The 18,529-nt window shown below is 69.0% G+C and carries 24 protein-coding genes and 1 pseudogene; 16 read left to right on the forward strand and 9 right to left on the reverse strand.

Annotated elements, in window-relative coordinates; all coding sequences use genetic code 11:
- Positions 1–65 precede the first annotated feature (65 nt).
- The 6 genes from CV1CTNOD_RS01870 to CV1CTNOD_RS27580 all read left to right on the forward strand — a co-directional run bounded on the left by CV1CTNOD_RS01870 (position 66) and on the right by CV1CTNOD_RS27580 (position 3,827).
- Positions 66–518, forward strand: coding sequence for a hypothetical protein (locus tag CV1CTNOD_RS01870; protein ID WP_165485270.1), 453 nt, complete (start codon positions 66–68; stop codon positions 516–518).
- A 131-nt stretch (positions 519–649) separates the two neighbouring features.
- A complete protein-coding gene (locus tag CV1CTNOD_RS01875; protein ID WP_131784451.1) occupies positions 650–847 on the forward strand; it encodes a hypothetical protein in 198 nt (65 codons plus the stop codon).
- 87 nt (positions 848–934) lie between these two features.
- Positions 935–1,993, forward strand: coding sequence for a hypothetical protein (locus CV1CTNOD_RS01880; RefSeq protein ID WP_131784452.1), 1,059 nt, complete (start codon positions 935–937; stop codon positions 1,991–1,993).
- 334 nt (positions 1,994–2,327) lie between these two features.
- Positions 2,328–2,996: a hypothetical protein gene (locus tag CV1CTNOD_RS01885; RefSeq protein ID WP_131784453.1), complete on the forward strand. Its 669-nt coding sequence runs from the start codon at positions 2,328–2,330 to the stop codon at positions 2,994–2,996.
- A 54-nt stretch (positions 2,997–3,050) separates the two neighbouring features.
- Positions 3,051–3,593 (forward strand): Com family DNA-binding transcriptional regulator, encoded by a 543-nt coding sequence (locus tag CV1CTNOD_RS28065; RefSeq protein ID WP_131784454.1) that lies wholly within the window; start codon positions 3,051–3,053, stop codon positions 3,591–3,593.
- Between the two features lie 57 nt (positions 3,594–3,650).
- Complete coding sequence (locus tag CV1CTNOD_RS27580; RefSeq protein ID WP_131784470.1) at positions 3,651–3,827, forward strand: Tn3 family transposase; 177 nt, start codon at positions 3,651–3,653, stop codon at positions 3,825–3,827.
- Between the two features lie 52 nt (positions 3,828–3,879).
- Here the strand turns inward: CV1CTNOD_RS27580 and CV1CTNOD_RS01900 are convergent, their stop codons facing one another.
- The gene (locus CV1CTNOD_RS01900; protein ID WP_242606291.1) at positions 3,880–4,344 is read right to left on the reverse strand and encodes an HIT family protein; all 465 of its coding nucleotides are present in this window, start codon (positions 4,342–4,344) and stop codon (positions 3,880–3,882) included.
- 273 nt (positions 4,345–4,617) lie between these two features.
- Between CV1CTNOD_RS01900 and CV1CTNOD_RS01905 the strand changes: the two genes are divergently transcribed.
- Positions 4,618–5,088: a hypothetical protein gene (locus CV1CTNOD_RS01905; RefSeq protein ID WP_165485271.1), complete on the forward strand. Its 471-nt coding sequence runs from the start codon at positions 4,618–4,620 to the stop codon at positions 5,086–5,088.
- A gap of 7 nt (positions 5,089–5,095) precedes the next feature.
- Positions 5,096–6,340: a nucleotidyl transferase AbiEii/AbiGii toxin family protein gene (locus CV1CTNOD_RS01910; RefSeq protein WP_165485272.1), complete on the forward strand. Its 1,245-nt coding sequence runs from the start codon at positions 5,096–5,098 to the stop codon at positions 6,338–6,340.
- 621 nt (positions 6,341–6,961) lie between these two features.
- On the opposite strand, the gene CV1CTNOD_RS01915 is transcribed toward CV1CTNOD_RS01910, so the two are convergent.
- Positions 6,962–7,183: a hypothetical protein gene (locus CV1CTNOD_RS01915; protein WP_131784458.1), complete on the reverse strand. Its 222-nt coding sequence runs from the start codon at positions 7,181–7,183 to the stop codon at positions 6,962–6,964.
- A gap of 960 nt (positions 7,184–8,143) precedes the next feature.
- On the opposite strand from CV1CTNOD_RS01915, the gene CV1CTNOD_RS01920 reads away from it, so the two are divergent.
- Positions 8,144–8,683 (forward strand): hypothetical protein, encoded by a 540-nt coding sequence (locus tag CV1CTNOD_RS01920; RefSeq protein WP_131784459.1) that lies wholly within the window; start codon positions 8,144–8,146, stop codon positions 8,681–8,683.
- Positions 8,684–8,732: 49 nt separating this feature from the next.
- Here the strand turns inward: CV1CTNOD_RS01920 and CV1CTNOD_RS24325 are convergent, their stop codons facing one another.
- The 3 genes from CV1CTNOD_RS24325 to CV1CTNOD_RS01935 all read right to left on the reverse strand — a co-directional run bounded on the left by CV1CTNOD_RS24325 (position 8,733) and on the right by CV1CTNOD_RS01935 (position 9,793).
- Positions 8,733–9,125, reverse strand: coding sequence for a hypothetical protein (locus CV1CTNOD_RS24325; RefSeq protein ID WP_165485269.1), 393 nt, complete (start codon positions 9,123–9,125; stop codon positions 8,733–8,735).
- A complete protein-coding gene (locus CV1CTNOD_RS27585) occupies positions 9,010–9,522 on the reverse strand; it encodes a DUF4158 domain-containing protein (protein WP_347402876.1) in 513 nt (170 codons plus the stop codon). The genes CV1CTNOD_RS24325 and CV1CTNOD_RS27585 overlap by 116 nt, the downstream gene beginning before the upstream one ends.
- Before the next feature lie 85 nt (positions 9,523–9,607).
- A complete protein-coding gene (locus tag CV1CTNOD_RS01935) occupies positions 9,608–9,793 on the reverse strand; it encodes a hypothetical protein (protein ID WP_131784461.1) in 186 nt (61 codons plus the stop codon).
- A 49-nt stretch (positions 9,794–9,842) separates the two neighbouring features.
- Between CV1CTNOD_RS01935 and CV1CTNOD_RS01940 the strand changes: the two genes are divergently transcribed.
- Together CV1CTNOD_RS01940 and CV1CTNOD_RS01945 are read left to right on the forward strand one after the other, a co-directional pair.
- A complete protein-coding gene (locus CV1CTNOD_RS01940; RefSeq protein WP_131784462.1) occupies positions 9,843–10,595 on the forward strand; it encodes a ParA family protein in 753 nt (250 codons plus the stop codon).
- The gene (locus CV1CTNOD_RS01945) at positions 10,595–11,347 is read left to right on the forward strand and encodes a hypothetical protein (RefSeq protein ID WP_131784463.1); all 753 of its coding nucleotides are present in this window, start codon (positions 10,595–10,597) and stop codon (positions 11,345–11,347) included. Before CV1CTNOD_RS01940 ends, CV1CTNOD_RS01945 begins: the two co-directional genes overlap by 1 nt.
- Before the next feature lie 86 nt (positions 11,348–11,433).
- Here the strand turns inward: CV1CTNOD_RS01945 and CV1CTNOD_RS01950 are convergent, their stop codons facing one another.
- The gene (locus CV1CTNOD_RS01950; protein WP_165485273.1) at positions 11,434–12,489 is read right to left on the reverse strand and encodes a zeta toxin family protein; all 1,056 of its coding nucleotides are present in this window, start codon (positions 12,487–12,489) and stop codon (positions 11,434–11,436) included.
- On the reverse strand, positions 12,486–12,758 hold the full coding sequence (locus tag CV1CTNOD_RS24330) for a hypothetical protein (protein ID WP_165485274.1): 273 nt from the start codon (positions 12,756–12,758) through the stop codon (positions 12,486–12,488). Before CV1CTNOD_RS24330 ends, CV1CTNOD_RS01950 begins: the two co-directional genes overlap by 4 nt.
- 158 nt (positions 12,759–12,916) lie before the next feature.
- Here CV1CTNOD_RS24330 and CV1CTNOD_RS01955 point away from each other — a divergent pair, with 158 nt between their 5' ends.
- Complete coding sequence (locus tag CV1CTNOD_RS01955; protein ID WP_131784465.1) at positions 12,917–14,212, forward strand: hypothetical protein; 1,296 nt, start codon at positions 12,917–12,919, stop codon at positions 14,210–14,212.
- A gap of 28 nt (positions 14,213–14,240) precedes the next feature.
- On the opposite strand, the gene CV1CTNOD_RS01960 is transcribed toward CV1CTNOD_RS01955, so the two are convergent.
- Both CV1CTNOD_RS01960 and CV1CTNOD_RS01965 read right to left on the reverse strand, forming a co-directional pair.
- Positions 14,241–15,293 carry a C40 family peptidase gene (locus CV1CTNOD_RS01960; RefSeq protein ID WP_131784466.1) on the reverse strand — a complete coding sequence of 351 codons (1,053 nt, stop codon included), beginning with the start codon at positions 15,291–15,293 and terminating at the stop codon, positions 14,241–14,243.
- 6 nt (positions 15,294–15,299) lie between these two features.
- Positions 15,300–15,668 (reverse strand): hypothetical protein, encoded by a 369-nt coding sequence (locus CV1CTNOD_RS01965; protein WP_131784467.1) that lies wholly within the window; start codon positions 15,666–15,668, stop codon positions 15,300–15,302.
- A 254-nt stretch (positions 15,669–15,922) separates the two neighbouring features.
- On the opposite strand from CV1CTNOD_RS01965, the gene CV1CTNOD_RS01970 reads away from it, so the two are divergent.
- From CV1CTNOD_RS01970 to CV1CTNOD_RS01985, 4 genes and pseudogenes are all read left to right on the forward strand, one after another.
- Positions 15,923–16,447 (forward strand): hypothetical protein, encoded by a 525-nt coding sequence (locus CV1CTNOD_RS01970; RefSeq protein WP_131784468.1) that lies wholly within the window; start codon positions 15,923–15,925, stop codon positions 16,445–16,447.
- Complete coding sequence (locus tag CV1CTNOD_RS25315; RefSeq protein WP_207386123.1) at positions 16,444–16,818, forward strand: hypothetical protein; 375 nt, start codon at positions 16,444–16,446, stop codon at positions 16,816–16,818. The genes CV1CTNOD_RS01970 and CV1CTNOD_RS25315 overlap by 4 nt, the downstream gene beginning before the upstream one ends.
- Before the next feature lie 9 nt (positions 16,819–16,827).
- Positions 16,828–17,565 carry a hypothetical protein gene (locus CV1CTNOD_RS01980; protein WP_131784469.1) on the forward strand — a complete coding sequence of 246 codons (738 nt, stop codon included), beginning with the start codon at positions 16,828–16,830 and terminating at the stop codon, positions 17,563–17,565.
- Between the two features lie 6 nt (positions 17,566–17,571).
- Positions 17,572–18,529: pseudogene (locus CV1CTNOD_RS01985) on the forward strand (hypothetical protein); the annotation flags it as partial.

Consider the following 18,529-nt stretch of genomic DNA (forward strand, 5'->3'; position numbering starts at 1 on the left):
CCGGGCGCCAGGGTCATGTAAACAGCTCGTTGACATCCACACCGTGTAAACGTATCGTTTACGGCATGGTGATCGACTTTTTGGAGACGCAGGAACGCCGGCAACGGCTGACCGCCCGCTACGTCGCGACGTGGCACCCGAACAAGCCGCCCTGGACCGCGCACGAGCTGGTCCAGGCGGTGGCGGCCGCTGTCGACCCGGCGGGCCCGGTGGTGGCGTCCTGGCCCACGCCGCGGGCGGAGGACCTCCTGGACGCCCTGGCCCTGGTGGTCAGCGCCCGGGAGAGCCTGGAGTACGCCGAGCTGCAGCTGCTGGACGCGGGCCGGCGTGCCGAGCTGACCTGGGAGACCCTGGGCGAGGCCCTCGGCTACGCCCCGACCACCGCCCGCCAGGGCGCGTCGGGGCGGGCCCGGCGGCTGCTGGAGCGCTGGCCCGGGTTCCGAGCCGGCCGCGAGGGCGGCACCGTGCTGCGCCAGGACCCGGCCGGCGCCACCGACAGGGAGACGGGACCGCGATGAAACGCGGTCACAACTGACGAGCAGAGCCACTGACCCCACGTTCCAGCCGCGACGACGCCAGCGCGGCGTCGTCGACAACACCCGAGGACCGATAGGAGACCGACAGGGCACGCGGACGGACCCGACGCGAGGTGGCCACCGACGAGCTGCTGGAAGGGGTGATCGCCTCTGTGATGGAGATGGCCGACCGCAACCCCGGCGCGCGGGAGTTCATCGAGGCCGGGCTCGCCCGGGCGGCCCCGGACGTGGCGCTCGCGCTGCCCGCCATCGAGGACCGGGCGTGGCGCAGACGCAACGAGCGGACCGGGACCGTCCCTGACGGACTATGACCAGCGGACGGGTCATCTGACCCGATCAGGTCATCACGTGACGACCGGCCGGCGGACGGGTACGCTGCCCCCATGAACGATCATCACGTGATGACCGATGGGAGCGGGGCGTGGACGTGCCGGTGCGGGTGCGGCCGCGCGCTGCCGCCCCCGCCCGTCCACGGCGGCCGGGCTCCGGACTATGCCTCCCGGGCCTGCCAGCAGCGCGCCTACCGGGCCCGGCAGGCCACGCGCACCCCGCCGGCCGACCCGGCGAGCGTGGCCGGCCTGCTCGCCGCGGTCCGGGCCCTGGCCGCGACGCTGGACACCGGCGCGGCGCCGCAGGACGGCCAGGTCGCCGCGGTGCGGGAGGGGAGCGCGGCCCTGCTCGCCCGCGCCGACACCGCGGTCCGGTCCGCCCGGCCGGCCCCCACCGCCCCACCCGCCGACCGTCACGTGACGACCGAGAGCGGATCCCCGGACACCGCGCCGGCGGCCCGGCTGACCGTCACCGCCCCGTCCGGCCGCACCATCACGCTGAGCCCGGCGCTGGCCGCCGCGGTGTCCGCCGCGACCGACCACGCCGACCAGCCCCCCACCCTGGCCCGGGATCCGGACGGGTGGACGGTCCACCTGGCCGGGGTGCCCCTGGGCCTGCTGCGCCCCGGCTACACCGCCCGCGGCGACCGCCGCGGCTGGCAGCCGCTGCAGCCCGGCGCCGGCGCCCCGACCGACCCCCGCGTCCACCCCAGCCGCGGTGCGGCAGCCGCGGCGCTGATCGTGGAGTTGCAGGCCCTGGGCCGGCATGTCCGGGATCGGAACCGATCCACCGGTCGTCACGTGACGACTGTTCTGGACGACGACACGGTCCGCCAGCTCCGGGACCAGGAGGAGACCTGGGCGCAGATCGGCGCCCGGGCCGGCCTGTCCGCCCGTCAGGCGCGGTCCCGCTGGGGCCACCTGGTCCCCCGGGAATGGCTGATCCCCTACGTGGACCGGGAAAGCGGGCAGCTCCACGTCGTCGGCCGCCGCTCCGAGGCCGCCGCCCTGCGGGAGCACGCCGCCTGGGTCGCCGACCGCGCTGTGGCCGTCGGCCCGCTCACCCCCTCCACCCGCCGGGCAGACATCGACGCCTGGCATGCCACCTGGCGGGCCGGCCGGGCCTGACGATCTCTTCAGCGCGGGCGGCCAGATGCTGTCGGTGGGCGGGTCTATCGCGACCGGCAGGGCGACCGAGGACAAGCCGTCTTCGACACCTCACGGAGGGCGTGGGACTCCGTCGCCGAGCCTCCTCGCCAGCAGGGGGATGGCCGCGTTGAACCAGTCCTTCTGGACAGATCATGACGTGAGCTGCCGAGCGGCCCGGGATTCCTCGAGTTTCCGGACCGTGCCCCCGCCAACACCAACATCATTAATAGATGCAAGACATCTGATGTTGCCTAGAAGGCAAGGAAACCGACATTCCCGGACGTCGGGTCGCAGGCTGACTACCGTCTGCTGCATGCCACCACGACGTCCGCTTACCGCACATTCCGCCCAGATCACCACGGCCGCCATTGAGATCAAGACGCTGACCGTCGGCGGTAAGCAGGTCACCCTTGCGGTCTTCCGCCAGCTCTACAACGAACCCCTCTACGACCCGCTCACCTGGGAAGCGGCTGGCGTTCCGTGGTGCCGTGTCAACTACCACCCCGACAAATGCGCTGGCGACCGCGAGCACGAGCACATCGTCTGGCAGAAGGGAGACGAGCTCCGACGCACCCGGATTGACTATCGTCGCGACGGTTTGTGGGACGTCCCCGTGTTCGGCTACGACGACGGCGCGGTGCTGTGTTTGAAGGTCGGCCACCACCCTGACATCCAGATCGACCGCGCACCAGTCGCCCTCGACGTGCGGGGCGAGATGCACGTCTCCTTCGACCGTGACGGCGGCAGGGCCGCTACCAAGCTCCACATCAAGAACCACCGCGTGGCCGAGATGATCATTCACAGAGCAGGACTGGTCGCATTCTCCCAAGCCCATGCCGAACACCACACCGACCCGGCCGCCTGCGCCGAAGCGCGGGCGGCCATCGAGCAGCGCGCTCGGCAATCCGACGACTGGCTCGCCAACGCCGACCGATGCTGGGACGAGGTCCAGAACCTCGATCAGGTGTTCATCGCCGTCTGATCAGGAGGCCGCCAACGATGGGAGCCCCGGCCCCGTCCGGGGTGGCCGCCAACGATGCTTATCAAGATTCCGGGGGATTCGGTGACGTGTGAATGGGACGGATGCGCGGAGGAAGCGACCCACGCGGTCGAGATCGTCTTTCCGGGTGAGGCGCCGGAGAGCTGGTGGGTCTGCCGTCCGCATGATCGTGCGCTCAAATGTGAGGCGGTTGCTCGACGACCACCTGCCTCCCCGCAGCAAGCGGCGGGGAGGCAGGTGGTGCGCTGCGGGCAGTGCGACCGGATTCTGGACGGGATGTCCGCACTCGATCCGATCGCACCAGCGTGCCCGGCCTGTGAGTCGACGGCGAGACACATTCGGGTCGAGCTTCGGGACAACGTTGGTCTGTACGACGAACGGCGCGTGAAGACAACGCGTCGCGGCACACGTCGCCCGCTTATGGAAGTCCGCGATGGTGCGGACTACACCGGTGATCTACAGGGGTGGGGTGAACGCACTCTGGTATGTGACAGAGAGCACGACCGGTATCGGGAGCTGATCGTCTTATACGACGGGACTCGGATCGAGAGCACCGCGAAGCTCAGCGACCACCACTGACCAGATGCGGACGCATCCAGACAGTACCAGCCGATCCCACGAACCGCGACGATCATTATCACAGAGGTCGTCAACCAGCTCGTCGCCGAGGGCTGGACCGTCGACCCCGACGACCTGGCCACCATCAGCCCCTACATCCGCGAGAACATCCGCCGGTTCGGCGAATGGGTCCTCGACACCACCCCACCCGAGCAGACCGTCACCACCCGCCTCGATGTCGCCCTGATCAATTAATCCAACGATTATGTCAGAAAATAGAATTCTAGTCTAGTTGAAGAATTTCTAATTAATACGCGTCGCGTGCGAGGGTGGATAGTGCCGCTCGTAAATCGGCGTGAAGCTGGTTGTGCGCCGCGCTAAGCGCATGCTCCTTCTTCGTCCGCTCTGGGCCATACAGGTAAACGGGGCCGACCCGGAGACTCTCCTCCTCCCATCTGTAACGCGCGTGTACATGCCCGTGGAGATGCGGCCAGAGGTTCCCCAGCACCTCGTAGTTGATCCGCAGAAAGTCTTCGTCCCGAGCCGCGCATACCTGAGAGACAGCCTCACCGAGAAGGGACAGGTCGAAAAGAAAGTCCGTCCGCTCCGGGCGAGGAAGGTCAGTCAGATGGTTTGCCGATCCGGCGTAGACGAGCAGGCAGTAGCCGGGGAGATGCTGAGTGCTGCCCAGCACCGCCCATCCAGTGCGCATTCGGTGGAGAACGTGGGGTTCCTCGCCGCGTTCCAACGTGGCAAGCCATTCGTTGCTCATGCCCACGCCCTCCGTGCCCGGCGCCGTGTCCGCGCGGTCTGCACCAACGGGCTCTAGCATAAGAGTATGGCCGATCGTGTCGCTCTACTGTGTGATCTAGCTGAAGGTCAGTGGGGGTGCGTCACGGAGCGGCAAGCAGAGAGGGTCGGCGTCTCCGTCATCGAGCTCGGGCGCTTCAGAGAAGCAGGGGTCGTCGAACCCGTCATCGACGGGGTGATGCGTATTCGCGCTGGTGGGAGGCATCCTTTTCCGCGACTGTACGGCCAATGGCTCATGCTGGACCCGGAGCGGCCAGGGTGGCTACGAGATGCCCCGGGCTGCGGCGTCGTCTCCCACGCCACAGCGCTGCGGGTCTACGGGGTTGGTGACCGGCCGGGACCCGGCGTGGAGTTCACGCTTCCCGCTGGCCCTGCCCGGCCAGGGGGTTCTCCTCCTGGCATCGTCCTGCACTCTGGGGAGGTAGCCGCCGATGAGTGGACGACCCGGTCCGACCTGTTCGTGACCACTCCCGCACGCACATTCCGCGATCTGACCTACAGCGGACGGCTCGACCTAGCCGAACTCAGCCGCGTCGCCCACGCCTTCCTGCGCACCCGCCTAGCGAATGAGACCGAGTTGGCCCGTGGTCTGGAGGTAGCCGCCGGGACATCGCCCGACGGCGGTGAAGCCGCGGGTTTGTTGGAGTCGATTTTGCATGCGGTGGACGAGGACAGCGCAGGCTTCCCCGCCCGCTCGCAGCGCTAGCCAGCCCATGGCCGGCGCAAGCGACCATAATCCCGACTCCCACATCGGGCCGGAGTTCCGTGAGGCGTTCCCCTCGTGGTTGGAGTTCCGTTCCTACGTCACCGATCGGGCTCGCACAGCGGAGTTCAGTGCCGACCGCGCACTTCACCAGATCTTGACCGGGGACTTCGCGGCGCATCTCATGAGCCGAACCCCGCACGACTGGATCATCTTCGGGTCGCTGGCGCTTCCCTCCCGACCCGCCACGGACTTCTCGTGGCCTGCAGACTTTCTTCCCGCTCAGCCGAGCGAGATCCATCCCGCGTATGTGATGGCCCGATCCGCGTTCGATCTGGACCTGTGCGCTCTCGACATCACGGAGTCCTACGGCGTGCATGTCAAGCAGGCCGTGGACGCGGTCACGGTGAACGCGGGCGACACCGCCCGAGCCGAGCGTGGCCTGGGCCTTGGAGGGCTGGTCCGCTACAGCGCCGACGTCAGGGTCTACGACAGCGGGAAGATCATGGGAGTGATCGTCGCCCAGCCGATCGACCCGAGGTACGGGCCCGGCCAGGCACGTCCCGTCGACGACCCAATCGGACTGGAGATCGACATCAAGCCGCCCGACCGGGTTCCTCTGTTCGGCCCGGCCCACCGCGCCGAACGGTCCATCGTTGGCATCGCCGTGCCCGGCCTGGCGCCCATCACCCCCATGATGTACCCCACGGCCAGCCAGCTCGCAGACAAGATCTCCATGCTGAGCGGACCAGCCCCCAGCTCATCCCGCCAGGTCACGCCTGGCCCTCGGCACCGCTACAAGGACCTCTTCGACATCCACTACATGATCCGTACCTGTTCCGTGGAGGCCCGTCACATGCGGGAGGCGCTTGAGGTCAACAACCAGGTCCGCTTCGGCCGCGACGGCCTGCCCCATCCCTACCACGTCTACGGAGCCGGCCGCAGGCCCGGTGAACTCGACGTTCCCTGGCGGTCGGCGGTGAACACGTTCAAGGCCGATCAACCGCAGCTCGCGCGCTATCCCGATTTCGACGCGATGGAACGCGCCGCGGCAGGCTTCGTGGCAGAGCTGACCACAGCGCCTCCGACCAGCACCTGGGCACCGGGACGCGGCTGGTCTCCTCCCCGCTCGGATCTCCGCGCGCTGGCATTCCCCCGGCCACCCTCTCCCAGACCCGGTCCACGGACCCCGCCCGCGCAGCCTCGCACGTTCCCGCCTCACCCGGGCCAGGCGCCCCGGCCGCCAACGCGATAGAGGCCTTGCTTCGCAGCGCTTCTGCGCCACCCCGGAAAAGTAGCCGATCTTCAAGAAACCTTCGTTTTCTGACATGATCACAGATAACCTGGCACGCGACGCTTGGGACGGCGGTGGGGAAGGAAGATGGCGCCCGTGATCGGGGACGCGCCGGCTCGACCACCCTCGTCGGCGGTCTACCGGCTGCGGGTGGTGCTGGCCGGGGTCAGCTAGCTGATCTTCTAGTGCCTCCCTCGCGCTGACAGCCCGGGTTGCCGTCATGGGTCACTGTGATCTGAAGGGCACGGGGGCGATGCCGGCTCTGTGCCGCAGAGAGTGCCGTGATGTACATCAATTTGTGCCGGTGGTGCAGTCTGCCGCTTGTCGGGCGGTCGGACCTGTTTGGGCTGGTTGGGGCCCTGATCGGCGGTGCTTGACCTGCTGGGTTGCAAGTGGTTTTACGGATCAGATCATTGGAAGGAATGTTCCGGCATTATTTGACGGCTTTCGAGTTATTTCGCAGACTGGCACACGTCGACAACGCCTCGTGTCATACTGTGTTTCAACTGTTACAGCGAGGTGTGCAGGAGGAGCCCCGAAGGGAAGGTTCCCTCCGGGGCTCCCGGGAGGAGCGAGCAGCAGCTACTGGTTGGTCCCGTGTGACTGCTCTTCCGCTCCGTGTACCAGATCCGCGACAGCCCTCATCACCTTCTCGACGATGAGGGCTGCGTGGTTTTCGGGCCCGAACGCCAGCCGGGCAAGGGTTGCCACGGCCGACAGGCCGCGCAACGCCGAGCCAAGCTGACGCCTCCTGCGTGCAGGAGGCTGGGGGGACTCCTGCACCTGCTTGGTCCGATGAGGCACCGGACACCTCCGTAGTAGATCTTGCCCTCTTGGTGGGCGACCCCGAGCTGGCTGCGCTGCCAACCGGATCCGTGTCGACAGTGCAGACCGTCCTACGGGAGGTGAAAACCTCCGGCCCTTAAAGGACCGTCGAGGCCGGACCGTGCATGCACGGCTCCCTCCGGACCTCGACGCCGTTCACAGTAACAGTCCGTGCGTTTCCTGCGGAAGCAGTGCGCCAGTCATAAAGCGGATTTATGGATCATCATGGCTGTTTCCGCAGGTCCGTGGCATGCCGATCGGTCATCCCCACCTTCGTTCGGTACGCGTTTGGATCTTTAAAGGGCCGTTCGTGGTCATCAGAATGTGATGTATGTCAACCGGCTCCCAGGAACAGCCGCCGGGTTGCGAACACCCACGACCGCCATCTCGCCTCAGGCATCATCAAGAACCGCCAGTCATCCAGAACGGTGACGTCGTGGGGACTAAAGGTCTATCTACCGTCTGCGGACGAGATGCCCGCGTTTACCACACCGTCGCAGTGTTGTCCCGGAAGAGTCTTCCCGTGTCGTGTAAGACGTTGCCCGGGACGGGCATGGATAAGTATCCGGGAGGTGCCTGTTTGTAACCGGGCTTTGTACTCGGGTGTGTGCGTGTCCGGAACCGCGGCTGAAGGCAGGCTGCCGGTAGGTGGGTGTGGGTGGGCGTGGGATGCTCCTTCCGGGATGCCACGACTTCGTGTGGCGTCCCTATTTAATCCCTGATCTCAGCCAGAGCAAGGCCGTAACCCCGCTGCCGAGGACTGAAAGAGGCCAGGAGAATCGCGATGCATGTTGCAGCACCCGGGATCAGATCTTCTTCGCTCTCCGAGGGCGGGTGTCGCAACCCTATGCCCTGTGAGATGGAGGGGAGCATCCGGCAGTGTGGTTGCGACACCCGCCCGCAGCGTGGGCGGCGTGGTGGCAGCGTGGGCGGCGACTGGTGAGCGCTGCAGGGGGACGCTGGCCCCGGATCGCGGACGGCGTGAAACGAGACCACCGCTGTTTTCTGCTCTACTTGCATTTGATGCACGCCCTCCACGGGATTCCGTGGAAATCCTGCTGTGTGTTGACGCCAGACGATCCGGGATACGACACGGAAAAGAGGTCGATCGAACGGCAGTTCAGCGGCGCGGGTAAGAATGATAATGGTGGTGGCAGCGGCGGTAAGAAGATGCGCTGGTCCACCGTCGCGGCCTACCTGGAGAAACTTCCGGAGGAGAGCCGCTCCGAGGCTACAGCCATTTCCTTCGCGCTGTTCCGGGCCTGGTGTGAAGGAACTCGGGGGCAGCAAGGCCGTGTGCAGGCAGAAGAGGCCAAAGAAGCTCTGAACGACGCGATGACGGCGGTCGCCGCGCTCGAGTATTCACTGCCCGCGGTGTCGACCTTGTGGACAGGTGGTTGCGTCGCCGTAACACCCCCATCCGATTCGGTGAATGGCGGAGACACCGGCCTGCCGAGACCTTGCCGACCACCGCCGTGAGCTGGAAAAACTGGAACGCGAACTGGACGATGCCCTCACGCAGATCCGGTCAGAGCGCGAGCGTGTGCAGGAGGCGGAGCAGCACAAGGTTGCGGCCCAACATGAACGCGACGAGGCCATCCGTGTCCGGGATGCGGCCATCGCCGCCCAGCTCGCCACGGAGAAACAGCGCCGCCAGGCAGAAGATGCGGCCACCGCCGCGCACCGCCGTGTCCGACTCGCCGAAGACCGCCTCGAGCAGGCGTACCACGATAACGACACCCTCCGGTTCGACCGTGACGTCGCCCGTAGCAAGGGAACTTTCTTTCAAGAAGAGCTTCAGCAGGTTAAAGAACGTCTCCGCCGGGCGAACGCACAGAGCGCGGCCGCGGCCTCTCAGGCCGGCTTCCTGGATGCGCATCCCCGCCGGGAAGCCGAGGAACGGATCCAGAAGTCGGTCCACACCAACGCCGCGTCACACCGTCGAGGTCACCGTCGGCATGCAGCAACAACCACGCGCGCGCGGACCGGCGGCCGGCGTACCTCCCGGAACTTCGTTCTGCCCGGACCGCTGGCCCGACCGGCCGCAGTTTCCCAGGCAGCAGGCCTGTCCCCTGCTGCCTGGGAGCGTCGTCATACCCTGCTCTGCTGGCTCTTGGCGGCTTCGGGAAATAGCCGAGCCGCTGATACGACTTCAGCCGCACCACCAGGGCCAGCAGGTGCTGATCGTTCTGGGTCTTGCCGCGTGCCCACGCGAACTCATCCGCCGTCGGGCTGAACGCCTCGACCAGCTCCCGCCCGGACACCATCCGCTTGAACCGCGGGTAGGCAGTCCGATCGATCGACGCCACACCCGCCACCCCAGCAAGATCACAACTCGGACAGCAAAACCTTAGCCGCCCGCGCCGCCCTCACCACAGACCGGCCCTGACCAGCACCGGAACCTCACCGCGGCCCCTTTCTGGCGTATTCGGTTCCTACCCCCTGCACGTCCCGGCCTCGGCCGGTCAGCGGGGCGGGGATGATGATCGACAGATCCAGCTCCGCCTGACCTACGCGCGGCACCCAGCCGGCGAGCGCCACCTCCGGGCAGATCACAACATCCCCCACCATCATGGCGAGCTCTGGCATGGTGCAGGCAATCCGAGTACCAGCACTTGGGAAGCCCACGGAGGACGTCATGACTTCTGCCCGACAATCATCCGCTCAGGCCATCGTCGACGTGCTGCTCAGTCAGAAGGGCGGTGTCGGGAAGTCCACGATTGCGGTCAACCTCGGGGCCGTCATCGGCGAGAACACCCGTCCGAACGGACCTGGCGAGGACGCTCCGGTGATCGCTGCCGGGATCGACCCCCAGGGGTCGATGGAGAAGTGGGCTGACCGGGTCGAGGAGGACGACCTGCCGTTCGACTATGTGTCCACCCGAGGCGACAACGCCATAATCCCCAGATTGAAGAAAGACCCTCTGGTGCGGCGGATCGTCGTGGACTGCCCGGGATTCATGGACGTCGACCCGACCGCCGAGCGCAGCAGGGATCCCCTCGGCCACGGCGCGGCAGCCGATGCGCTGCGCGCCGTTCTGGACGTTGCGGACCGCGCGATCGTGCCCATCAACCCCGAATGGCTCGCCTTCGACCCGACCGAGTACACGATCGAGCGGATCCTGCGCCCGCGCGGCATTCCGTTCCTGGTCGTGGTGAACCGGTGGGACCCGCGCGACGGCCGCGAGGACCTGGACAAGGTCCAGGCGTGGATCGATGAGCACGGCTATCCGAGAGCCCCGCAGGCAATCCGCAAATACAAGATCCATACGAATGCGGCGGAGAAGGGCCTGGTCGTCACCCGGTACGCCGAGTCGGGTACCGCGCTGCGTGCCCGTGAGGACTTCTACAAGCTGGCGATCGCTCTGGACGGGCTGGAGGTGCGGGGCTGATGGGACGTCGCCGAGACGCGGGCCCGGTCGCGGGACCGGCGGTGGCCGCCTGGTCCCAGGCTCTGCCCGATCCGTATGAGGCCATTGGGGACAGCCCGAACCTGATCGACACTGAGCGGCAGGACCTCGCGCTGGCGGAGGCGGCGATCGATTCGCTGCGGGTGGCGTTCTGGGCTGCGGGGAAAGCTCTGCAGCTCATCAGGGACGCCCGCCTGTACCGGGGGACCCACGACACGTTCGAGTCGTACGTGGAGGACCGGTGGGACATGCAGAGAGCGCATGCCTACCGGCTCATCCAGGCGTGGCCGCTCGCCGAGCGTTTGTCTCCCATGGGAGACAAACTCAACGAGCGGCAGGTGCGGGGGCTGCTGCCCGTCGCCTCCCGTCACGGGCAGGACGCGGCCGTAGACGTCTACCAGGTCGTGGCCGAGACCGAGGGTGTGCGGGTCACCGCGGGCGTCCTGGACGACGTCATCAGGATCCTGCCCGCGGGTGAATGGGACCGGGATCAGGCGGTGCGCCAGATCCGCGCCTACCTGGCCGGGCAGGTGCAGCAGCCGGCAGCGGATGCCGCCCCTGTCACAACATGGGAGGCCGAGGCTGCCCGGTTGCGAGACACGGTGCGCCGGATCGTCACCCGCCCGGCCTGGCGGACAGCCGCCCGCGAGCATCCAGACCAAGCCCGCGCCGTCATCGCCGAGCTGCGCGAGCTACTGGACGAGGTAGAGAAGAGCGCCGCCGGCGACCTCTGATCCCCGGGGTGTGGGGAAGGTACGTCGCTACCGTCGGCAAGCACGGGCGCGGAGACCGGAACCTGCGTGCCCATGCTCACGCCGCCTCACAGGGTGCGGCGGTGCTGCTGGTGCTGCTGTGGGGGTTCGGGCCCCTGCGCTGACGGGCCTCCCGTGGTGGGCGGCCTGCCGGGGTGGGGGGAAGCGGGGAACGCGGCGCGGAGCGGGTTGGGCGCTGTGACTGTGCGCTCCAGGTGCTCGAGGTGGCGTGTTTCGCTGTGGTGCTCCGCGCTGCCGGGTGGGTGGGCCATCGGGAGGATGACGCGGGCGTCCTGGAGGAGCTGGGTGAACACCGGTCGGGAGACCGCGTCGAGCCGCCCGGCCTGGGTGGCGCGGATGGCGTTGAGGTGCAGTCGGTCGAGCCATTCCCGCGCCTGTACGGGGAAGAACGGGATGGCGCGCGCCTGGTCCAGCGCGGCGAGTGCGGCTGGCTGCCGGTCGGCCTGGTCGACGCCGCCGAGGTAGAGGTCGTCGCCGGCCCGGTTCGTCACGACGAGCCGGTGTACCTTCGGGCTCGCCGCAGCGGCCGCGACCGTGTCCGGCAGCGCCGTGTAAGCGTTGTCGTGCGCGGTCGGCGGTGTCCAACGTCCGGGAAGTCCGCTGGCGACCAGCTCGTAGTAGCGGTCGACGCTGTCGAGCCGGCTGCGTTCGGCACGGACGGCCAACGCGACGGCCTCGGTCCAGTAGCCCTGCCCGGCGAACCGCGCGGCGGTATCGACGGTGGTAGCCGGGTCGCGGAACGTGCCCTCGAGGAGGAGGCTGATCCGGTTGTTCAGCGCCTCGTCGATCGCCCGTCGTACCCACGGCCCGGTCACCCGCTGCGTGATGTTCGGCATCCGCCGGTCGTCGCCGGCCATCAGCTCCTGGTATCCCGGGGCGAACGGGCGCAGCGCATCCCCGGTGAGCGCGAGCAGGGCTGCCTGCGGATGGCGTTGCTGAACCGCCCGCGCGGCCTGGGACTTCCCGGCGCCGGGTTGCCCTCCGAGTAGCACCAGCAGCGGATCCTGCGCGGGTAACGCGGTGTCGAACAGGTAGGGGCGGACCTCGGTCCGGTAGATGCGGTCCAGCTCGGCCGGGGTCGGCGGCTCCTCGGCTCGGCTCACCGGTCGTCCCGCAGGAGCGTCAGCTCCTGGCGCCACTGGTCGAGCAGATCGGTGATTCTGCCTCGGTCGTCGTGGCCTACCTGCTGGAACTCGTCGCGCAGTCCGGTGACCTTGTCCCACCACGCGGCGCGTTCGTCTGCCGGGTTCCGGTCATCGCGGAACCGTTCCAGATAGCAGGCGCGGAGCTGTCCTTCTACCTCGGCGAGGACGTCGAACAGCACCGTCGTCGACGGGCCCGCGACATCGCCCGTAGCACCAGCCTCGGTCATATCCATCCCGCTCCTTCGATCCACCAGCCTCCACGGCTAGCGCATTCTGTTACAGAGAATGACGTTTCGCTATTGTCTCGGTGACGGTTTACTGGATCACTGTGTAGCTTTTGTCCCCCATGGGAGACAAGATCAATGATCGTCACAGAAAGGACCACATGACATCCCAGCAGGATGGGGGCCCCAACGCCGATCCGATCCCCGACGGCCTGCGCGAGCTCATCGATGAGCTCGCGCAGGCCGTCGGGGGTGTGACGAACGCGCTGATGCTCGCCCCGCAGATCTTCGAGTGGTTCGTCCGGCGCCAGCAGCATCAGATCGACCAAGCGGCGCAGCCTGATCAGGCGGCAGCGCGGCTCGCGACGGCGCAGCAGGCGCTGCGGGAGGTGTTGCACCCGGCGGAGGCCGCAGCGCCGGGACTCGGCTCGTCCGTGGAGGATCCGTACGCGGCCCCGAACCCGGCCGCTCCTGCACCGGTACGGGTAGATTTGTCGGATCTCGCCGAGACGTTGGAACACGTCTGCGGGGTGCGCCAGCAGGATCCAGTGACGGTGCTGCACGCCGCCTACAGGCCGGGGCTGGCTGGCATCAAGCCGACCGGCTACGCCGCCGAGCTGGACCAGCGGCTGCTCGGCCTGCTGACCCCCGAGCAGCGCCACGCCGCCGGACAGGCGCGGGCGGAGCGTCAGGCGCGGGCCGCCGGCCCGAGCTCCCAGCGGACGGGCCGGGTTCGGTCCGGGCGCCGGGGCGGTGGATACGCCGCTGGCGAGGCGGCTCGGCGCCGAACGGTTGCCGAGGATGCGGTCCGCACCGTGCTGGCCGGTGATCCTGCCCGCGCCGAAACGGTGATCAGTTCGGAGGGGTTCGGGGCGGTGGCTCATCGGCTGGCGCAGGTGTGCCGGACGCTGGGGCTGACGCCGGTGGAGGCTGTGGGCCAGGCGGTGTTCATGTTCAGCCGGCCGCGGGGCCTGGGCGACGTCAGCATCGAAAATGCGGCGGCGGTGCTGCATGCCCGGCTGGGCTGGCTGGTGGATCCCAGCGGCATCCCCGACTGGCTGGCCGCGCACCGGGTCGACCCCCTGGTCCGGCCTGGTACCGACCGGAACGGGTCGCGGCGGCCCCAGCGGACATCCCCGCGACGGCCGGCGCCGCCCCGCCCGGGCAATGCTCCCGACGCGCACACCGCGCAGTCTGCCAGCCACAGCCCGCACACCATGCGCGGCCAGGACGACACGATCATCCACGGGGAGGTCATCGACACGAAAACCATCGACGGCCCGGCGTGGACGGCGGGTCGGCCGCCACGGGATCCGGATCCGGGACGGGTGCGGGCCACGACCTACCCGGGACCTCCCCGCCCGAGGGCGTGGCCGCCGGGTGGGAAGAGAGCGCAGGCGCAGCCGGCGGCGCCTGTCCGGCGGGCGTTGCCCACGACCGTCAGCCGGGGCCGCTGAGTGTCAGCTGTCCGGTCAGGGGTGGGTTTTATGGTTCGCTGGGGGTGATTCTTCGGGTGCCGGTGTAGCGGGCGGTCCAGTAGGGGTCGGTCGCCCAGGTGACGGTTTCGACGGTTTTCCCGGTGCGGGGGGCGTGGATCATCTGCCCGGTGCCGAGGGCGATCGCGACGTGGCTGAGCGGCCCGTCGGTGTCGAAGAAGATCAAATCACCGGGGTGGATGTCGCCGGCGGCGACCGGGACGCCCTGCTGGTACTGGTCGCCGGTGTAGTGGGGGAGACGGATCGCCCCGCCGCTGGCCTGGTAGACCGCGTACAGGGTGAGTCCGGAGCAGTCGAACCCGGCCGTACCGGTGGTGCCGGTGCCGGTGGTGGGGCCGAACTCGTTGCCGCCACCCCACACGTACGGGGTATCGGTCCAGGCCTGCGCGGCGGCGACGACCCGCTCGCCGAAACCGCCGTCGACGGGTGGGGGAGTGGGGGCGGTGTAGTCGGCGACGGCGGCGGTGATCCGGGTGACGTAGTCGCGGGTTTCCCCGATCGCGGGGATGCCGCCGCCGGCGGCGCGCACGCAGCCCAGGCCGCAGTTGTAGGCGGCCAGCGCGAGGCTGACGGGGTCGCCGGTGAGGCTGCCGGCGGCGATCCCACCGGCGGTGTCGGCGAGCAGCGCGCACATGAACCGCCCCTGGGCGGTGATCGCGTCGGCGGGGTCGAACGGGCTGGCGGTGCCGTTGCCGTCGGCGTCCACCGCCCACGTCGGCCAGGTGCCGGGCATGAACTGGGCGATGCCCTGCGCCCCGACGGCGGAGACCGCACGGGGATTGAACCCGGATTCCTGGGCGAGCTGGGCGGCGAGCAGCGCCGGGCTCAGCTGCGGGCAGCGGTCACTGCCGGTGCCGGCCGCGGTGATCCAGTCCCGGTAGGCGTCGGGGACGGTGTCGGCGCGCAGCCGGCCGCCGGCGGTGGTGGCGGCCGGGGTGTCGGTGTGGTCCAGGACGGTGACGGCGAGCAGGAGCGCGAGCGGCAGGCCGAGCAGGACGGCGGCACCGCCGACGGCGGCCAGGGCGAGGGTGCGGCCGGGCATCGGCGGTCAGCTGCTGGTGGTGTAGGAGTCGACCCGCCATCCGCCGCTGTCGGCGGCCAGCTGGCAGAACACGATCCGGGTCTCCGCCGGGCCGGTCCAGCCGTCGGTGCCGTGGGGGGTGACGGTGACGCGTACCGCCCGGTGGGCGTCGACGAGGCTGTCGGGGGGTGCTTCCACAGCCAGGACCGTGGTGGTGACGGTGGTGGTGGCCCGGTGGGCGGCCCACTGTTCCCAGCGGGCGTCGACGGCGACGCCGTTGATCGGGCGGGACAGGCGGGCGGTGATATAGGGGCGGGCGCGGTAGTAGGCGGCCCCGGGCCCGGCGTCGACGGCGGTGTCGACGGTATGGATCGCGGTGGCGAACGCCGCGCACACAGCCGCGGGATCCCCCGGGGGCGGGGACGTCAGGCTACGCGCCGCAGTCGGGGCTGGAACCGTGGTCGGGGCCGGGGAGTGGTTGACTCCGCCGCCACAGCCGACCACTACGGAAAGCAAAACCGGAAACAAAAGCCGTGTTTTTCTCACCGAAAACCCAACCCCTACCCCCTATATCGCTAATAGCGGCAAGTTTTACATTTTCCCTTATTCTGACGGTACGTGTTACAGCTAGCGCAAGGGGTGATCTTCACGTGTCGGTGCTGACGCGCACCGGCCGTGCCGCACAGCCCCGCCACCGGCGCGCGAGCACGGACGTCGCCCCCGCCCAGCCGCTGGTGGTGGTCGCCGGCTGCCACGGGGGTGCGGGCGCGACCACCGTGGCCGTGCTGCTGCACCCGGCGATCGACATCGCGCTGGTCACCGACTGGCCCCGGTACGCCGCCAACCCCGGGTTCGCCGGCCGGCCGCTGGTCCTGGTCGCCCGCGGCACCGTGCAGGCAGCGGCGCTGGCCGGGCGGATGATCGCCGCGGCCCGCGCCGCCCAGGTCCACCCCGCCGGCCTGGTCGTGGTGGCCGACGGGCCGCTGCCCGAGCCGCGCGGGGTCACCCAGCGGCTGCGGCTGCTGGCCGCGCATACCCCCGTCCACCGGCTGCCCTACGTCACCCGCTGGCGTTATGTTCCCGATCCGTTGCACGGCGAGGTACCCGCGCCGCTGGCGGCCGCGGTCGCGGCCACCCGCAGCGCTCTGAGCGCAGAAGGAGACATCCATCCGTGAGCCGGTTTCTGGCCTCGCTGTATCTCGCGGTCGGCGAGGCTCCCCGCACTCTCCTCGCCGATCCCCCGGCTCCCGCTGGCCAGCCAGTACCCGCCGGCCCGCCGGCCTGGCAGATTCCCAATCCGCCGCCGGCGGCCCCCCAGCAGGTCACCAACGTCACCGACTGGTTCATCGCCCTGGTGAAGTACGGCGGGCTGGCCGCGGGGGTGATCGGTCTGGCGATCTGCGGCATCCAGATGATGATCGGGCGGAAGAATCGGCATGCGATGTCCGCGGACGGCGCGCTCGGGATTCCCTGGACCCTGCTGGGGGTCTCCCTGATCGCGATGGGGCCGATCCTGCTGTCCACCATCCTCACCCTCGCCGGTTAGGGCGCGGGGATGGCTGGCGAGCGTCGTTTCTCCACCGGTGGGCGGGTCCTGGTCGCCGCCGGGCTGGTCGCGGTCGGGATCGCCGTCGGGCTGGTGCTCGGAGGCCGGGGCGGCTCCCCGGCGCCGGCGCCGTCTCCGACCGCCGGTGCGGCCGGCACGGTCCCGGCGACCGGCGGGCCGGTGGCCCCGGATCCGGGCCTGCCCACCCTGGACTTCTCCGACCTGACCTGGGCGGACTTCCACGGCCTCGCCCTGCCGGTGTCGCCGACCGCGGGCCCGCACACGCTGGTCGACGACCGGGCGTCCGGGTTCGCGCACACCCCGCTGGGCGCGGCCCTCGCCGCAATCCACGTCGCTGTTCGTACGGACGCCGTTGTTGGCGCCTACATCTTCGAACCCACCATCGCCGAGCAGGCGACCGGTGTCGACCAGCCTGCCCTGTTGGAACAGGTCCGCACGACCGCGGCGCAGCGGGCCGTCCCTGCCCGGCTGACCGGGCGGTTCTCAGGCCCGGGCTACCGCTACGTCGGAGTCCGGTTCGACGCGGTCACTCCCGACCGGGCTGTGCTGTATCTGGCCACCGCCGCTGAGGACACCACTGGTACCACCGTGTACGCCGCCGGACGTGTCGAGCTGCGTTGGGAGCGGGGGGACTGGCGGGTCGTGGCCCCACCCGGCGGCAGCTGGTCCACCGTTACCGGCAGGGTCGCCTCCACCGCCGGCTTTCAGCTATTCCCCCGGAGGTAGGAGCCCATGGCCTTTCCCGGTTTGCATAATCCGTTGCAGTACACCCAGTTCGGCGCCGCTGCCGAGCTGGGCAGCGCCATTGTCAAAGCCGGTGCTGGCAAGGCTGTCGACACAGTCAGTGACAATGCGTTGAGTTCGTTGGAGGACGCGCTGGCCAAGGGGCTGGCGTGGATGGTGGATACCACCTCGACCTGGTGGGTCAAGGCCCCCTCCATCCGGGTGCAGCAGCCCGTCGCGCCCGGTACGGACCCGGCGACCGCGCCCCCGATCGAGGTGGTCGCCGCGATCCGCGGCTGGATGTGGCCCATCGTGATCACGGTGGCGTTGTGTGGGCTGACGGTCCAGGCCGCGCGGATGGCCCTGCAACACAAACCCCAGCCGCTCCTCGACATCGCCCGCGGCCTACTGCTGGTGGGATTGACGACCGGGATCGGGGTCCTCGTCGTCCAGCAGAGTCTGGATGTCGGGGATGCGTTTTCCGACTGGGTGCTGTCCACGGACGGCCAGCAGCTGGCGCCCGCGATGAAACATGTCCTCGGGGTGGATGGGGAGAACCTCGCCGCCACCGGATTCGTGATCGTCTACTGTCTGATCGCGCTGGTCGTCTCGATCCTGCAGGCGATCATGATGATGTTCCGGGAGGCCAGTATCCCGATCCTGACCGGGATGCTGGTCCTGGCCGCCGCTGGCGGGTTCCTGCCGTCGACCCGCCGCTGGATGCCGAAGATCGTCGGCTGGTTGGCGGCGATGGTCTGTTACAAACCGGCCGCGGCCCTGGTCTACGGGGCGGCGTTCAGCTACCTGCACTCCTCGGAGTCCGGCGCGGACCCGGTGACCGCGAACCGGGACCGGTTCATGGGCCTGACCATGATGATCCTGTCGCTGGTCGCGCTGCCGGTGCTGATGCGGCTGTTCACCTGGGCGGCCGGGGAGGCCGGCGGTGGTGGCGGTGGGGGAGGGGCGC

Origin of the sequence: Protofrankia symbiont of Coriaria ruscifolia, from assembly GCF_900634745.1 — a bacterium.
Classification (GTDB): domain Bacteria; phylum Actinomycetota; class Actinomycetes; order Frankiales; family Frankiaceae; genus Protofrankia; species Protofrankia californiensis.

Excerpts from the sequence above, each read along its gene's own strand:
- CV1CTNOD_RS01960 (WP_131784466.1), bottom strand. The coding sequence starts at position 15,293 with ATGCCCGGCCGCACCCTCGCCCTGGCCGCCGTCGGCGGTGCCGCCGTC.
- CV1CTNOD_RS01910 (WP_165485272.1), top strand. The coding sequence starts at position 5,096 with ATGGCCGGCGCAAGCGACCATAATCCCGACTCCCACATCGGGCCGGAG.
- CV1CTNOD_RS01940 (WP_131784462.1), top strand. The coding sequence starts at position 9,843 with ATGACTTCTGCCCGACAATCATCCGCTCAGGCCATCGTCGACGTGCTG.
- CV1CTNOD_RS01885 (WP_131784453.1), top strand. The coding sequence starts at position 2,328 with ATGCCACCACGACGTCCGCTTACCGCACATTCCGCCCAGATCACCACG.
- CV1CTNOD_RS01905 (WP_165485271.1), top strand. The coding sequence starts at position 4,618 with ATGCTGGACCCGGAGCGGCCAGGGTGGCTACGAGATGCCCCGGGCTGC.
- CV1CTNOD_RS01870 (WP_165485270.1), top strand. The coding sequence starts at position 66 with ATGGTGATCGACTTTTTGGAGACGCAGGAACGCCGGCAACGGCTGACC.
- CV1CTNOD_RS24330 (WP_165485274.1), bottom strand. The coding sequence starts at position 12,758 with ATGACCGAGGCTGGTGCTACGGGCGATGTCGCGGGCCCGTCGACGACG.
- CV1CTNOD_RS01980 (WP_131784469.1), top strand. The coding sequence starts at position 16,828 with ATGGCTGGCGAGCGTCGTTTCTCCACCGGTGGGCGGGTCCTGGTCGCC.
- CV1CTNOD_RS01955 (WP_131784465.1), top strand. The coding sequence starts at position 12,917 with ATGACATCCCAGCAGGATGGGGGCCCCAACGCCGATCCGATCCCCGAC.
- CV1CTNOD_RS28065 (WP_131784454.1), top strand. The coding sequence starts at position 3,051 with ATGCTTATCAAGATTCCGGGGGATTCGGTGACGTGTGAATGGGACGGA.
- CV1CTNOD_RS01900 (WP_242606291.1), bottom strand. The coding sequence starts at position 4,344 with ATGAGCAACGAATGGCTTGCCACGTTGGAACGCGGCGAGGAACCCCAC.
- CV1CTNOD_RS01935 (WP_131784461.1), bottom strand. The coding sequence starts at position 9,793 with ATGCCAGAGCTCGCCATGATGGTGGGGGATGTTGTGATCTGCCCGGAG.
- CV1CTNOD_RS01945 (WP_131784463.1), top strand. The coding sequence starts at position 10,595 with ATGGGACGTCGCCGAGACGCGGGCCCGGTCGCGGGACCGGCGGTGGCC.